Annotated in this window: 14 protein-coding genes; 6 read left to right on the top strand and 8 right to left on the bottom strand. The window is 47.7% G+C overall.

The window, feature by feature from the left end; translation table 11 throughout:
- The first annotated feature begins 23 nt into the window (after positions 1 to 23).
- Both K2P83_RS00345 and K2P83_RS00340 read left to right on the top strand, forming a co-directional pair.
- Entirely contained in the window at positions 24 to 1046 is a 1023-nt protein-coding gene (locus tag K2P83_RS00345) for a ketopantoate reductase C-terminal domain-containing protein (protein WP_292925871.1), read from the top strand.
- Complete coding sequence (locus K2P83_RS00340) at positions 1043 to 2029, top strand: NAD-dependent epimerase/dehydratase family protein (RefSeq protein WP_292925870.1); 987 nt, start codon at positions 1043 to 1045, stop codon at positions 2027 to 2029. The genes K2P83_RS00345 and K2P83_RS00340 overlap by 4 nt, the downstream gene beginning before the upstream one ends.
- A gap of 37 nt (positions 2030 to 2066) precedes the next feature.
- Here the strand turns inward: K2P83_RS00340 and speA are convergent, their stop codons facing one another.
- Complete coding sequence (speA, locus tag K2P83_RS00335) at positions 2067 to 4022, bottom strand: biosynthetic arginine decarboxylase (RefSeq protein ID WP_292925869.1); 1956 nt, start codon at positions 4020 to 4022, stop codon at positions 2067 to 2069.
- Positions 4023 to 4152: 130 nt separating this feature from the next.
- Positions 4153 to 4617 (bottom strand): DUF4112 domain-containing protein, encoded by a 465-nt coding sequence (locus K2P83_RS00330; RefSeq protein ID WP_292925868.1) that lies wholly within the window; start codon positions 4615 to 4617, stop codon positions 4153 to 4155.
- 368 nt (positions 4618 to 4985) lie between these two features.
- On the opposite strand from K2P83_RS00330, the gene K2P83_RS00325 reads away from it, so the two are divergent.
- The 3 genes from K2P83_RS00325 (at position 4986) to K2P83_RS00315 (ending at position 7033) form a co-directional block, all read left to right on the top strand.
- Entirely contained in the window at positions 4986 to 5399 is a 414-nt protein-coding gene (locus tag K2P83_RS00325; protein WP_292925867.1) for a hypothetical protein, read from the top strand.
- 441 nt (positions 5400 to 5840) lie between these two features.
- On the top strand, positions 5841 to 6248 hold the full coding sequence (locus tag K2P83_RS00320; RefSeq protein WP_292925866.1) for a PRC-barrel domain-containing protein: 408 nt from the start codon (positions 5841 to 5843) through the stop codon (positions 6246 to 6248).
- Positions 6249 to 6757: 509 nt separating this feature from the next.
- Positions 6758 to 7033, top strand: coding sequence for a DUF883 domain-containing protein (locus tag K2P83_RS00315; protein WP_292925865.1), 276 nt, complete (start codon positions 6758 to 6760; stop codon positions 7031 to 7033).
- A gap of 233 nt (positions 7034 to 7266) precedes the next feature.
- Here the strand turns inward: K2P83_RS00315 and K2P83_RS00310 are convergent, their stop codons facing one another.
- From K2P83_RS00310 to K2P83_RS00300, 3 genes are all read right to left on the bottom strand, one after another.
- A complete protein-coding gene (locus K2P83_RS00310) occupies positions 7267 to 8160 on the bottom strand; it encodes a hypothetical protein (protein ID WP_292925864.1) in 894 nt (297 codons plus the stop codon).
- A gap of 266 nt (positions 8161 to 8426) precedes the next feature.
- Positions 8427 to 8585: a DUF3309 family protein gene (locus K2P83_RS00305; protein ID WP_292925862.1), complete on the bottom strand. Its 159-nt coding sequence runs from the start codon at positions 8583 to 8585 to the stop codon at positions 8427 to 8429.
- Between the two features lie 21 nt (positions 8586 to 8606).
- Entirely contained in the window at positions 8607 to 9797 is a 1191-nt protein-coding gene (locus K2P83_RS00300) for a fatty acid desaturase (RefSeq protein WP_292925861.1), read from the bottom strand.
- A 230-nt stretch (positions 9798 to 10027) separates the two neighbouring features.
- Here K2P83_RS00300 and K2P83_RS00295 point away from each other — a divergent pair, with 230 nt between their 5' ends.
- On the top strand, positions 10028 to 10771 hold the full coding sequence (locus K2P83_RS00295; protein WP_292925859.1) for a Crp/Fnr family transcriptional regulator: 744 nt from the start codon (positions 10028 to 10030) through the stop codon (positions 10769 to 10771).
- A gap of 60 nt (positions 10772 to 10831) precedes the next feature.
- On the opposite strand, the gene K2P83_RS00290 is transcribed toward K2P83_RS00295, so the two are convergent.
- From K2P83_RS00290 to K2P83_RS00280, 3 genes are read right to left on the bottom strand one after another with little or no spacing between them, the layout of a single operon-like run.
- Positions 10832 to 11509, bottom strand: coding sequence for an ATP-binding cassette domain-containing protein (locus K2P83_RS00290; RefSeq protein ID WP_292925858.1), 678 nt, complete (start codon positions 11507 to 11509; stop codon positions 10832 to 10834).
- A gap of 10 nt (positions 11510 to 11519) precedes the next feature.
- The gene (gene devC / locus K2P83_RS00285) at positions 11520 to 12689 is read right to left on the bottom strand and encodes an ABC transporter permease DevC (protein WP_292925856.1); all 1170 of its coding nucleotides are present in this window, start codon (positions 12687 to 12689) and stop codon (positions 11520 to 11522) included.
- Positions 12686 to 13582 carry an efflux RND transporter periplasmic adaptor subunit gene (locus tag K2P83_RS00280; protein ID WP_292925855.1) on the bottom strand — a complete coding sequence of 299 codons (897 nt, stop codon included), beginning with the start codon at positions 13580 to 13582 and terminating at the stop codon, positions 12686 to 12688. The genes devC and K2P83_RS00280 overlap by 4 nt, the downstream gene beginning before the upstream one ends.
- Positions 13583 to 13758: the final 176 nt, after the last annotated feature.

Below are 13758 nucleotides of genomic sequence, written 5' to 3'. Positions count from 1 at the left end.
CAATTTATCGGATTTCTAGATAGATGCCTCGATTACTCAACAAGCCGATCCATATTTTTGGCGTAGGCGGTATTGGCACAGCGCTTGGATGGGCTTTGGCCCAGGGCGGTTATTCCGTGATCCTAATTGACAATCATTCCAGCAAAATCGCACACGGTAGAGAAAACGGCATAACGGTGGTTGGACCGGGAACGCAACAGATACCCATCGTGGCTTTTGATGATTGGGTTCCGCCGGATGAGGGTTTTATTCTGCTTTGCACCAAAACTTATGATAATCCAGCAGTACTTGCTCTTTTGCCGGACGATGCATTCTTAGTACCGATTCAGAATGGTTTTGATCCGGAACTGGAGCAACGCGATCATGCGTGCGAGGGTATTGCTTCTTTTGTATCGGAATGCCAACGCGATCGTCCCGTAACACGAATCACGCGACCGGGTAGCCTGCATATCGGGGCACGCCGATCAATCACTGCCGATGAACAGGCTGAAATAATATCACTGGCTAGTGCACTGGGAAAAGCTAAGTTGTTTCCTGTCGAACTTGTTCCGGATATCCGGCCTTATAAAGCAACCAAGCTGATGTACAATGCGGCCATCTCACCACTGGCGGCGATGGCGGGCGTGGATAATGGGGAGTTACTGACTGGTCAACTGGCTAAGGCGCTCTTTTTTGCACTGCTTCTTGAAAATTATGCGATTCTCCAACATGCGAAAATTCCGCTTGCACGTATCGGACCCTTTCATCCCGATACAGTATCCCTGATTCTGCGCACACCTTGGCTACCGGCGCTGATGGCTATGTTTTTTCGTCCATCGTTACGCGGGACGTATTGCTCCATGGCTCCCGATATTCACGCCGAACATCCTCGCACAGAAATCGATGCCTATACCGGTCATCTTATTCGACTTGCTGGGAAGTTTTCCTGTCCTTTGAACCGCGCCACATTTGCGCTTATTCAGAAAATAACCTCTGAAGGTTTGAAACCCCAATATCAACATTTGCAGGATTTGGCAGACAATTTGCCAGAAGGTGTTTTATCTTGATCCTGGTCACTGGCGGCGCTGGTTTCCTTGGTTCGCATCTAGTGACGCAGTTACTGGATATGAACGAGTCTGTTCGTGTGCTGGAACGGCCAAGCGCTTCAGTCGACCATTTGCCACTGGATAGAATTGAGCTGGTGAGGGCTGACATTCGGGATGAGCCATCTGTCCGGAAAGCCACACAAGATTGCGAGTATGTCTATCACCTTGCTGCCGATCCTAACCTTTGGTGCCGTGACCGCCGGGAATTCGATAAGATTAACCATCTCGGCACCGTCCATGTCATGCGGGCTGCCCTTGCCAGTGGCGCTAAGCGGATATTGTATACCAGTACTGAGAGCATCTTGTCCTCCCATAATCCGGAGGAACGTTTCGTTGAGAAACTTCGCCTCAAAGCAAGTGATATGGTGGGCCCATACTGCTTGAGCAAGTTTCACGCAGAGAAAGAAGTTTTCCGTATGGTTAAGGAAGAAGGCGCGCCCATTATTGTAGTTAGTCCTACCTTGCCCATAGGTCCCGGGGATCGATTACAGACACCGCCTACTCGCTTGTCGTTAGCTTTTTGTAGAGGTGAGCTTCCTGGGTATTTGGAATGTAATTTCAATCTCATTGATGCGAGAGATGTGGCGACGGGCATGATTCTGGCGATGAAGAAGGGAAGAACAGGAATTCGTTATCTCCTGGGAGGAGAAAATCTTCGTCTTTCGGATTGGTTGAATATTCTGAGTGAGGAAACAAAACAACCTTTACCGCGTTGGAAAGTTCCTTATTCACTTGCTTTGCTTGTGGCCTGGTTCAGTGAACTGTGGGCAGACCATGTGAGTGGAAAAATTCCGATCGCTACGATAACTGGGGTACGTCTAACCCGTCGTAATATGTTTTTTGATTCCTCAGCAAGCTCGAAAGAACTTGGATTGCATCCTCGTCCGGTACGTGAGGCCGCGCGGGATGCCATAATATGGTACCGGGCGCAGGGTTGGCTCTAGGTTGCAATTAAAAATGCTGTTGCATTTTTCCATCTGACTATGATGGTTCACTGGGGCCGACATCACAATATGTAGTATCTCCCAGACGCTGGGTATAATTATTAAGAATTCGTGTTCCTTCTGCAGGTTTGATACGCCCCGCGTTTATCTGCTGGCGAATAAATTCCGACATGCGCCGACCCAGGTCATTGGGAAAATATTGCACTTGGCTCAGCATTTCCTTGACACTAATTCCCTTCAGCAATTCTTCTATCCAGAAACCGTTCGTTTCTTCTGCTTTCGCATAGACGTGCACCTCATCCACGCGTCCGAATAGATTGTGCGCGTCCCCCAGTATCTCCTGATAAGCGCCGACGAGAAAAATACCCAGAAAGTAGGATTCATCCTGACGAAAATCATGCAGGGGCATAAAGTCACTGATGCCGGACGATGACACATACTGACTTACCTTGCCATCCGAATCACAAGTCAGATCCACCAACTGACCGCGCCGCACAGGTTTTTCTTGCAATCGATGCAGGGGCATCACCGGGAAAATCTGTCCGATGGCCCAGTGGTCGATAATGGAATGAAAAACTGAGAAATCTCCCAGATACATGTCCGTGAGCTGCTTTTCCAGCTCCATCTGCTCGGCCGAGACCGGGGTCGACTCAGTCGCCGTTAACTTGTGCAGCACTTCACGGCAAATACTCCAGTACAAACTGTCCGATTGCGCCATATGTTCAACAGACAGGTAACCCAATCGTGCCATCTGCTCGGTTTCCCGGCGGATTTCCTGTGCATCGTGATAGCATTCCAGCAATACACTGCTTTTCTCTGCAGATTGTGCATCGCTGTATACCGTCGCCATGCGTAGCACTGTGGCAGGCAGATGAGCCGGAAAATCAGACATCGGCGGACTATCCGGCCTATGCACACCCAACACAGGAACCACCAGCACGGAATGATGCGCAACGAGGGCGCGGCCACTTTCTGACAAGAGATTCGGCATCGGTACCTGTCGCTCATCACAGATTTCTTTGACCGTATACACCACCACATTGGCATATTCACGCAGTCCGTAATTAATGGATAATTCCGGATTGTCATAGTCACCCCCGTAACTCACCCCGAGTCCGCCACCGACATCCAGATATTTAATCTGCAGGCCTCGCAACATCAAATCCGCATAAATCTGCATGATTTCTTTGACTGCACTCCGCAGCACCTGAATATCAGCAATTTGACTGCCCAGATGGAAATGCAACAATTCCAGTTGCCCGGCCATTTCCCGGTTTTCCAGTGTTTGTATCAGTTTTACCAGCTCCGGAATAGTCAATCCAAACTTGGAACTGGCCCCGCCGGACTCAAACCAACGCCCCGATCCCTTCGTGTTCAGTTTCAAACGCACCCCTAACCGCGGTTTCATCTGGCGCGCTTCGGCCAGATTCATCAGCTGCTCAAACTCCGAATATTTTTCAATAATCGGCACCACTTGCTGTCCAAGCTGTTGTGCATTTAACATGAGGGTCAGCATGGTGCAGTCCTTAACACCATTGCAAAGCAACAGTGTCTCATCGGCAATCAGTGGCAGCACGGCCAACAATTCGGCTTTGGAGCCACATTCCAGTCCAATATTAAATTCTTTGCCGGCTTCCAGGATTTCCGCCACCACCTCCTGCAACTGATTAACTTTAATCGGATAAATACTGCGATAGGTTCCTTCGTAGCCGCTGTCCTGAATCGCCATCTGAAACTTTTGATTCAGGCGTCGCACGCGCGAACTGATCACATCCTGAAAACGAATCAGCATGGGCAGAGAAGCGCCTTCAGAGCGAGCCGCGCGAATCACATCCATGACATCTATCTGCAGTGCCTGGCCTTCGATAGGGCAAACCGAGACATGACCCCGCTCATTCACCGAATAAAAGCCATCTGCCCACTTTTCCATAGCATACAGTGCCTGCGAATCGGAGTAGGACCAGTCAGGTTGTGTTATTGCAGCACTTATCATCGGGATTTCGCTGTGCGTGACTTTCTTGCGGTGCGTGATTTTCTATATGCCGATTTTTTGGCAAGATGCTATCTTAGGCTTTTGACTGAGGCAAGCTAGTGGGGGGTTGGATGATTTTGTAAATTCAGCCTCATTGGACTGATAACCAAAGCCAACGTATCACCAGAAAACCTAATAAACCAATAAAAGCCACTAGACCAAATACTAAAAGACCTAAAATCCCAACAAATAAACGACTATGAATTACAGTTTCTTCCGGTTGGTTAAGGTAATCATTTAGTAATTGTACATTCCGTTGATTGGCCTTCCAGACGATATCTGATACATCTCCAATAACAGGAATAATGCCCAGAATGGCATCAAATCCAATATTGAATGCCATTTTCAGAAGAATAGACTTGGGAACACCCATCTGAGCTGCTTGTGTCAGGATATGACTTGAGATTACTGCGCCTAGTGCATCTCCGAATCCGGGGATCAATCCAATTAGGCCATCCACGCCAAAACGAATCTGTGTGCCTGGAATACGAAAGTAGCTATCCATTAACCATGCAAGCCGATTTAATTTGTCTTGTTTAGTTTGTGCTTTATCCATACTTTATCTCTTTCGGATTTAATTGCTTGCCATCTTGTGTGTCTAGGTTCTGCCACTATTATGCTGTTTGCCGCTTAATTCATAAGCGATTTGCAAAACTTCGAAATGACATTATGTTTATATATTGGCAACCAATAGGCTTAGTGTCGGTGCGCTATCGCACTTAGCTGTCAAATAATCCCCATTTCGAAAAGTACTGCACATATTCCTATTCAGCTTATGCGTGGTTCAAACTCAATCAGTTGACATCTCTGACTTAATCCGCCATTCGTGCGGTATCACACAGACATAATAGCATCGTGGCTATATGCTTAAACAAGTCGGGTACATTATGGCCTGATTTGTTTAATAATTATCAAGGAGTTAATATGAATAAATTCAATATCAGTTCGATCTTGGTAGCGCTTGGTCTTGCATTGAGCGGAAGTGCTATTGCGCAAAATATATCTAAAGATGAGCACGAGGCAGCGGAAAAACAAGTCGCCGCCGAGTATAAGTCGGATAAAGCCCAATGCGAATCACTGACTGGCAATGCGGGAGACATCTGCATGGCCCAAGCGAAGGGAAAAGAAAAAGTCGCAAAAGCAGAGCTTGAAGCCAAATTCAAGCCTTCCAAAGAAGCTGCCTATAAAGTAAGTGTTGCCAAAGCAGAAGCGAATTACGAGGTGTCCAAAGAAAAATGTGATGACATAGCAGGCAATGAGAAGGACGTGTGCGAAAAAGCCGCGAAAGCCATATTAGAGCAAGCCAAAGCTGAAGCTAAAGCGAAGCAGCACCATTGAGAAGCTAGAATCAATCAAGCGACAAGTTTAGTTAGAACTGCTCCAACGTGTCTGTGAAGCGGTAATAAAAGGCGGGACTCCCATTAAATTTAAAGATGGCAGTCCCGCCGTTTTTTTGCTGTCTAATTCGATATTTTCTAGTGATTCCTTATGTTTTTATTAGGATTATCTAACCCCTGCTCCGTGCCGGATTGTTTATTTTGTTATGTGTACTAGCGTACATACCTGCATAGAATTTGCCTATATCGTTACTAAACCGTAACGATGCACTAGAAGTTTAGTGTAACAATCCGGTTAATTGTCGAAGTGATTTACTAGGAGATCGTAATGAGCAAACATCAAGTCAAGATCGAGAAAACCTTCGGCAAAACCCAAGCTAACTTTGGCTTAAAAAATGACTACAAGAAAGCGCATTAACTTGATTTTTAACAGGAGATAAACATGAGCTACGAAGATCGCGATACCTACGGTATGTACAAAAACAATAACGAAAGTGGACCCGGACCTGCTCTTATGGGGGCAGACACTCTCATTGGAAATGATGTCCAAAATCATAAAGGGGAAGATTTGGGTGAAATCAAAGAAATTATGTTAGACACGAAAAGCGGGAAAGTATGCTACGCCGTGCTGTCCTTCGGTGGCTTCTTAACGATAGGGGAAAAACTTTTTGCAGTGCCGTGGGATGCGTTGGCACTCGATACGGAGCACAAGTGTTTCGTATTAAATGAAGAGAAAGACCGACTCAAAGCGGCGCCAGGATTCGATAAGGACAATTGGCCCGATATGGCCGACGAAACTTGGGCAAAAAATATCCATTCTTATTATGGGACAGAATCAAACACACATTAAACACGCGTTTAACTGTTCGGATTATTTCCCTCTCCTAGCTGTTTTAGTTCGCGTGGATTAGCCCTCTTAGTTTTTAAGAGGGCTTTTTATTTCCCCGGATTTTTATCCGGCGGGATAGCTTATCCGAATCGCGACAGTAATTTTTCCTTCTCCTATCGGTATTTTCTTGGCCCTTATCATGGCGGTGAGCATGACCCTCGTGCAGTTTTAGCCAGTAGTAGCGGCTGCGGAAACAGAAGAATTTTCTGCAAAATAAACAGCAAAATCTGATCTGCAGAGTGGGTACCAATGAATTGCTTCTCACCGAGACCAATTTACCATTTGATCGAAGCATGCACGCTTGAGCAATTATCCGTACTCATCCGCATCCTTTGTGTGTCACCGTACATACCGCAGACAATTGGTGCGGTATTGTGTGGCTGCGTGGTAGTGTGATTTACATTTACTACGGGGCCGAGTTTTAGTCCACAACAATTATCGAATTTATTCGTTCACAAGGAGAACAAACCATGGCATCAGCTGATGATTTTAGCAAAGAGATGGATCAACTAAGAAAGGAATTCACCACCCTTCGGAATGAACTTGGATCGCTGATGACGTCAGTGAAGGATCAGGCAGGCAAGCAAGGTGAGAAGTTTGCCGACTTGGCTCAAGACACTGGAAAAGCTGTACGCAATCAAACTAAGGCAGCCGGAGAAAGTATCAAAGAACGGCCGCTTACCAGTGCGCTTGTTGCCTTCAGCAGTGGTTTTGTGATCGGTATGCTACTCAGTAATAAACGTTAAACGATCGACATAAATGCTGCCCAAATTGCTTGCAGAGGCCGGTCCGGCTAGCTACCTTGTCAGGCAGGAGTGATTGTGGGTGGCGCGCGGAAGGGGGTTTTTACCGCAAAAATGGTTATGCGGAGGCAAGGCAGCGACTGCTAACCGCGTAATCAGACCCGATGAAGCTATCGATAAAGGATTCAAAGGGGGTAGAAGCCCGATTTATCAGGCTGCCTGAGAGTTACAAATTTTTAAACTTTACAGTAGGAAGGAATCCAGCTTTTTTCTATGATGTAATCAGGCAAGTGATTAAAATCAAACGCTTCGCCATCTTTAATCATCTGTTTGACGTCAAATAGTTTAGCCACTTCCGGGATATCGTTAAAGAACAAGGTGTAAAACGGTTTTACTAGCCATTTGGAGATTCGTATCCCGATAGGGCCAATAAAGTTTCTTCGTTGCCCGACATGGGCGACTTCATCAATGGTAATTTCATCGAGCAGTTCTTTTAACCGCTTTTGTACTTCTGGTTCATCGACCAATAATTCGTCGATCAGACGATTGAGGTGACAATAGTAAGTAACGCCCATCAATTCCGTCACAAAAGCGGGCGAATCCATTAGAAATCCTGGAAATTTAGGAAATTGTTCGTAGATTTTTTCTTTAATCGGACTTAACGGTACCCACTCGACTTTATCCAAACCGCAAGTACGCAGCATCTCATCGAACAAACGGACATGGCAAAATTCTTCCGCCAAATGGACGCGGCTGATTTTGTCTTCAACCGAATGCGAATTGGCCATATTGGGTACCACATCCCAGGCGCCTTTAATCCCAACCCACTCATGGCGAGCGAATTTATACATCCCCGTCAACATCAGCGTCATGTTATCCAAAGTCTTGGGATCATCTTGCATCGCAACATAATTGCGATAGAAAGCTTCGGGATTGACGAGCGGTGTGCGTAACTGAACGGGATTATCTTGGAAGAACTGGAACTTGGCGCGCTTTTTTACTAAATCTTTGTCATCTTCTAGCAACTCACCATTGTGATGCTGAGTAAAGAGCCAATAATTTTCAAAATTCTTAGTGCGTTCGTGTTTGGATGCGGATGTGAAAATAGAGCGAAATTTTGGTACTTGCATTGGCGAGATCTCCCGGCTGATATTTTTTCCCAATTGAGATGGATGAATGTGTTGCCGCAATAGGTTGCTGCTATTTGCTTGCTTACATACAGTGAGGAAATAGGCACACACTAGGCTGGTTCTGTGTATTAAAGCACAGAACGCCTATGTGCGATACCGCTCCTACTTTCAGAAACTTCTGAATAACTGTCATTTCGAGCACAGTGAGAAATCTATACGGTTTGATTGCCAAAGATTCCTTAATACGATGCTTTTTTCTGCGAGCGCTATATTCGGCCCAGCAGCAACAGAATGACCAAGATCAGCACCACTGTTCCAAGGATGCCACTGGGCGCATAACCCCATTCCCTGCTGTGCGGCCACGTTGGAATCGCACCAAGCAGCATCAGAATCAGAATGATTAATAGTATTGTTCCTACAGACATTTTAGTTCTCCTTCCTAACGATTAGTCGTAACAGCGTAATTTCCGGGAGAAATCCTGTAATGCGCTGATGTCGCTCTCCTCGGCGCGCCGACACCAGTTTTCCAGTTGTTTTACCAGTTGCTCCTTGGAGGTCGTGGAACTGCTCCACAAAGCGGCCAGATCTTGTCGCATTGCGTAGATTGTGCTTAATTTCTGACTGGAATGGAGCGCCTGGTCCAAGGCCGCTTGTTCTCTTTCCGCTATCTTTCCGACATCATTTTGCAACCAATGCCTGACGGCTTCGAGAGCCTGGGCATCTTGCAGACCGGGAATAGCTTGAGCGCGCAGGTTGCGAATCTCAGTGATTGTGGGCTGCTTCAGATATTTGGCAAACTTGGCCAGCACATCGAAGCGGTGGGTGATCACAGCCTGCAAAGTGCCTTCGTCGCAGGGCGTCTTGGGTAGATTAAAGCGAACGATAGGCGCCACCTTGCATACCTTGGCCAAGCCCAGCATTTCCAGAATACGAATGTACATCCAGCCGATATCAAATTCCCACCATTTGTTGGATAACTTGGCGGAAGTTACGTAGGCATGGTGATTGTTGTGCAGTTCCTCCCCACCGATCAGAATGCCCCACGGCAGAATGTTCGTGGAAGTGTCATTCGGCGCGAAATTGCGATAACCGTAATAGTGCCCCACGCCATTGATGACACCTGCAGCGAAGAGTGGAATCCACAGCATCTGCACGCCCCATACGATGAACCCGACCGGACCGAATAGAACCAGATCAATCACCAGCATGATGACGATACCCAGCACCGGATGCGGCGAGTATACATGGCGTTCGACCCAGTCATCGGGAGTGCCATGACCGTATTTATCGAGCGTTGCGGTATTTTTAGCTTCGATACAATAAAGCTTAGTGCCTTCGAACAACACTTTGCTGATGCCATGAATCTGCGGGCTGTGCGGATCTTCCGCGGTCTCGCACTTGGCATGGTGCTTACGATGAATCGCCACCCATTCTTTGGTGACCATTCCGGTGGTAAGCCATAGCCAGAAGCGGAAACAGTGGCTCACAATGGGATGCAGTGTCAGTGCATGGTGCGACTGATGCCGGTGGAGAAAAATCGTCACGGAAGCGATGGTCATGTGTGTCATGATCAACGTAACCAACACATAGCCCCACCATGGCAGTTCAAATAAGCCAAGTTGCATAAATTGTTGCATAAATAATTAGATCCTTCATTGAAATGAATCCAGGCAAAACGCTGATGGATTAATCAGCCGTAGCAGCTATCACCGAGTCATGCCGCTTAAAGCAGATTAAAAAATACGCCAAATCCGCTGTCATTTCTGTGCGCTATCACACAGACCGATTTCCATGTATTATGGAAGCGATGCATTAGTCTAGATATATCAGTCAATTACTTGGTTTTTCCTATACAAGGAGTCAGACAATGCCTGCAACACACACACCTGTTTCCCATAGCTTCCACGTCCTAAGCCAGAACGATCTGCTGGCCACCCTGCCTGCGGATGAATTGGAACGGCTCCATCACCATCTGGAACTGGTGCCGCTTCCGCTCGGCGAAGTGATATACGAGTCTGGCGGCAAATTGAGTCATCTTTATTTCCCCACTACCGCGATCATATCCCTGCTGTACGTCACGGAGGATGGCGCATCGGCCGAAATCTCGATAGTCGGCAATGAGGGAATAATCGGGGTGGCCGTCTTTATGGGCGGAGATACCATGCCGAATATGGCTGTGGTGCAGAGCGCGGGCTATGCTTACCGGCTGAAAGCGCAACTGCTGCAGCAGGAATTCAATAACTCCCTACCCATGCGGCATCTACTGCTACGGTATACCCAGGCGCTCCTCACGCAAATGGCGCAAACAGCGGTATGCAATCGGCATCATTCAATAGAACAGCAACTCTGCCGCTGGCTGCTGTTAAGTTTCGACCGATTGCCCTCAGACGAGTTGATCATGACGCAAGAATTGATCAGCAATATGCTCGGCGTTCGCCGCGAAGGCATCACTGATGCGGCCCGTAAATTACAAAGCGCCGGCTTGATTGAGTACCACCGCGGCCACATTACGCTGCTGGATCGGCAGGGACTGGAGGATAATGTCTGCGAATGCTACAGTGTGGTCAAAAAGGAATACGATCGTTTGCTGCCCGACCGGATCGCAACGTAATCAGTTTTTCAAGCTGATTGTGTCAAAGGCTACCCTGCCGCAGTTCTACAAATCGCCCGGTCATACTTTCTTGATTACCCCATCTTCCAGCTCCACAACCCGATCCGCAATATCCAGAATGCGGTAGTCATGCGTAACCAGAAGAATCGTGGTTTGTGATTCTTTGGCTAATCGTTTCAGGAGACTGACCGCTTCGTAACCGCTTTGTTTATCCAGCGAGGCGGTCGGTTCATCGGCCAGGATGATTTTTGGTTGCCCGACCAGGGCCCTGGCTATGGAAACACGTTGCAGTTGCCCGCCTGAAAGTTGCCCGGGTTTGTACTCAAGCCGGTCACCCAGTCCCACGGCGATCAGCATTTCCGCGGAGCGGTCGCGTCTTTGCTGTTCTGTCAGCGTATTACCCATTTCTAACGTCATACTGACGTTTTGCAGCGCAGTGAGTGATTTAAGCAAATTATGTTGTTGAAAAATGTAGCCGATCTGTTGCCGGACTTTGACTTTAACCGGCTCACTGCTATTGATAAATTGCTGATCAAGCACTCTCACGCTGCCGTGGAAAGCTTGGCGTAAACCGCCGATAATGGTCAAAAAAGTCGTTTTACCCGAACCGGAGGGTCCGGTGATGAGTACGATCTCACCTTTTTGGATTGAAAGGGTAATGTCTTTCAGTACCGGTTGCGTTAAAGCACCGCTCCCAAAGCTAAAATCCAGATGTTCGACATCAATGACCGTTGACATCAGGTGCCCATCAGAACATATCAGCCGGATTAGCATCTTTCAACTTACGGATTGCCAGTAGCCCGGCCATGACGCACATCGAAAGAATAAACATAAACACCGTGATGATTTTGCTCAAGAGCATCGGCATCGGCATATACATTTGCGATTCAGCCAAATGGTAGAGCCCCACAGAAAGCAGATAGCCAGGAATAAACCCGAGGACTGCCAAAAAGAAAGCCGAGGCAAACACCAGGCGAATAAAATAACTGTGTTCATAGCCCATGGCTTTCAGCGTGGCGAATTCATTGCGGTGATTGGCGATGTCGGTAAACAAAATCTGATAGACAATCACTAAGCCGACCACCCATCCCATGACCGTGCCAAATCCAAAAATAAACCCAATCGGGGCCGTATTCGCCCAATAATCCTTCTCATATTTCAGCAACTCTTCATAGGTAAAAATATTGATGAACTCGTTCAACTGGCTCTTAAGCTCCGCTTCGACCTGTTTGGCCGATGCGCCAGGATGGAGTTTGATGACACCCATATCGATATCGCTGTGATGTCTTCTGGGAAAAATACGCATGAAATTCAGATCGCTGGTGATGACATTGCCATCGGCGGCAAACGACACCCCCATACGGAATAACCCGACGATGTTAACCTTGTAATCATTAATTTCGGTCACATTTTGGTCTGCTTCGAGCAATTGGCGAACGGGGCCGAATTCCGGGCGGGAGTATTCATCAAACAGTACCGTATCCTTGAGCCGCAAATCGATCTGCTTACTTTTAATTTCATCGATATTGAAAATCTGCGAATCCGGATCAAAACCATAAACCATCAAGGTTCGTTTAACCTGAGTTTGGATATTCTTAAAAGGCGCTAACCCGAGATACAGCGGATAAACTTCCGCAACCGCCGGGTTTCCCAAAGCACGCATCAGTTCGCTACGTTTAAATTGAACCGGCCGCCACATGGCTTCGCTTTGCTTGTGCATTAGAAATAAATCGCCACTCAATTTTACCGGCGCAGAGGCGGCGCTGGCATACAATGAATCCTTGAAGCCCAACTGCATGAATACCAATACGCAAGCAAACAATACCCCGCAAATCGCAGCTACCAGCTTGCTTCGATCAAAGATGAGCTGGCGCCAGGCCAGGCGTGCGGGAAAGTAAAACCAGGCCAGCTTATTCAAGGCGTAATCCGCACCTTAACCTGCCGGAAAATCTGGTGCTGCAAGTCTGCAACGGCGTCCGGTTCAAGGGTCAGGCGCACCTCGATGATGCGATTATCCCGGTCTGCCAAGGGATCGGTGTCATTCAAATCGTTTTTCCGCACCAGAAATCCCAATTCTCTGACCTGCGCACGATAGCTCCGTTTGAAACCGGTTGCCGTGATACACCCAGTTTGTCCTATTTTGACTTGAGGCAATTCCGATTCGTAAACTTCCGCCACGACATCCAGTTGCGACAAATCGGCGATTTGCAACAGCCCATTGTCGCCAATCCGTTCCCCCTGGCGAGTGAAGATTTTTACGACCGTTCCGGTGATCGGCGCAGTGATCAGCGTGTTGTCCAACACGGCCTCCGCAATTTTCTGTTCGGCTTGTGCGCGGGCGATCTCAGCCGACAAACGTTTCAGATCCGCGAGGGATTGCTCATACGCCAATCGTTTCGTATCCGCCAGAGAAATACTGACCGCACCCGGTTCAAGCGATTGATGGCGCAGATGTTCTTGCTTGTTAAACGTGAGCGCAATCTGCTCAACAGCTCGCTGCGCTTCCAGCACCTTAATGCGCGTTCCGGCTGCTTGCACTTCTGCTTTTCTTTTGACATGATCCGAAAGTACCGCCAGCTTCTCACCGGCTTGGACAGAATCGGCTTCCTGAAAAAACAGTTGTTCCACACGCGCCCCTTCAGGCCCCGCATTATGCGACACTTTGATTACCCGGGAACGCGGTTCAATGCGGCCCAGCGCACCGATTCCCTGCTTGGTATCCAATCGGCACTGCGTCTCGGCGAATACGCTGGAACACGCAAGCAGGAATACTAGGATAAGGAAAAGTGCAACACTGGTTTTGGTATCCATCAATCAGTTCTCAAGAAGCAAAAAAATGTGGCGCGTGAATTCTTAGAAGCCTATCGGCTATGGAAAAGACAGTGCATTATTTTGTTCACTTGCAAATGCGCGGTATTTACTGGAGTCAGTTGTCGAGCTCGAAACAGGAAAAGGCGTTGCGCACAAATTGATTGAATCAATCAGCA

Origin of the sequence: Nitrosomonas sp. (assembly GCF_019752415.1) — a bacterium.
Lineage (GTDB): Bacteria > Pseudomonadota > Gammaproteobacteria > Burkholderiales > Nitrosomonadaceae > Nitrosomonas.
Note: the sequence above shows the minus strand (reverse complement) of the source record. Positions and strands in the feature narration are given on the sequence as shown.

What these genes read in the sequence shown, in the direction of transcription:
- K2P83_RS00295 (WP_292925859.1), top strand. Translation starts at nt 10,028, where the DNA reads ATGCCTGCAACACACACACCTGTTTCCCATAGCTTCCACGTCCTAAGC.
- K2P83_RS00305 (WP_292925862.1), bottom strand. Translation starts at nt 8,585, where the DNA reads ATGTCTGTAGGAACAATACTATTAATCATTCTGATTCTGATGCTGCTT.
- K2P83_RS00310 (WP_292925864.1), bottom strand. Translation starts at nt 8,160, where the DNA reads ATGCAAGTACCAAAATTTCGCTCTATTTTCACATCCGCATCCAAACAC.
- speA (WP_292925869.1), bottom strand. Translation starts at nt 4,022, where the DNA reads ATGATAAGTGCTGCAATAACACAACCTGACTGGTCCTACTCCGATTCG.
- K2P83_RS00300 (WP_292925861.1), bottom strand. Translation starts at nt 9,797, where the DNA reads ATGCAACAATTTATGCAACTTGGCTTATTTGAACTGCCATGGTGGGGC.
- K2P83_RS00315 (WP_292925865.1), top strand. Translation starts at nt 6,758, where the DNA reads ATGGCATCAGCTGATGATTTTAGCAAAGAGATGGATCAACTAAGAAAG.
- K2P83_RS00290 (WP_292925858.1), bottom strand. Translation starts at nt 11,509, where the DNA reads ATGTCAACGGTCATTGATGTCGAACATCTGGATTTTAGCTTTGGGAGC.
- K2P83_RS00325 (WP_292925867.1), top strand. Translation starts at nt 4,986, where the DNA reads ATGAATAAATTCAATATCAGTTCGATCTTGGTAGCGCTTGGTCTTGCA.
- K2P83_RS00320 (WP_292925866.1), top strand. Translation starts at nt 5,841, where the DNA reads ATGAGCTACGAAGATCGCGATACCTACGGTATGTACAAAAACAATAAC.
- K2P83_RS00345 (WP_292925871.1), top strand. Translation starts at nt 24, where the DNA reads ATGCCTCGATTACTCAACAAGCCGATCCATATTTTTGGCGTAGGCGGT.
- K2P83_RS00280 (WP_292925855.1), bottom strand. Translation starts at nt 13,582, where the DNA reads ATGGATACCAAAACCAGTGTTGCACTTTTCCTTATCCTAGTATTCCTG.
- K2P83_RS00330 (WP_292925868.1), bottom strand. Translation starts at nt 4,617, where the DNA reads ATGGATAAAGCACAAACTAAACAAGACAAATTAAATCGGCTTGCATGG.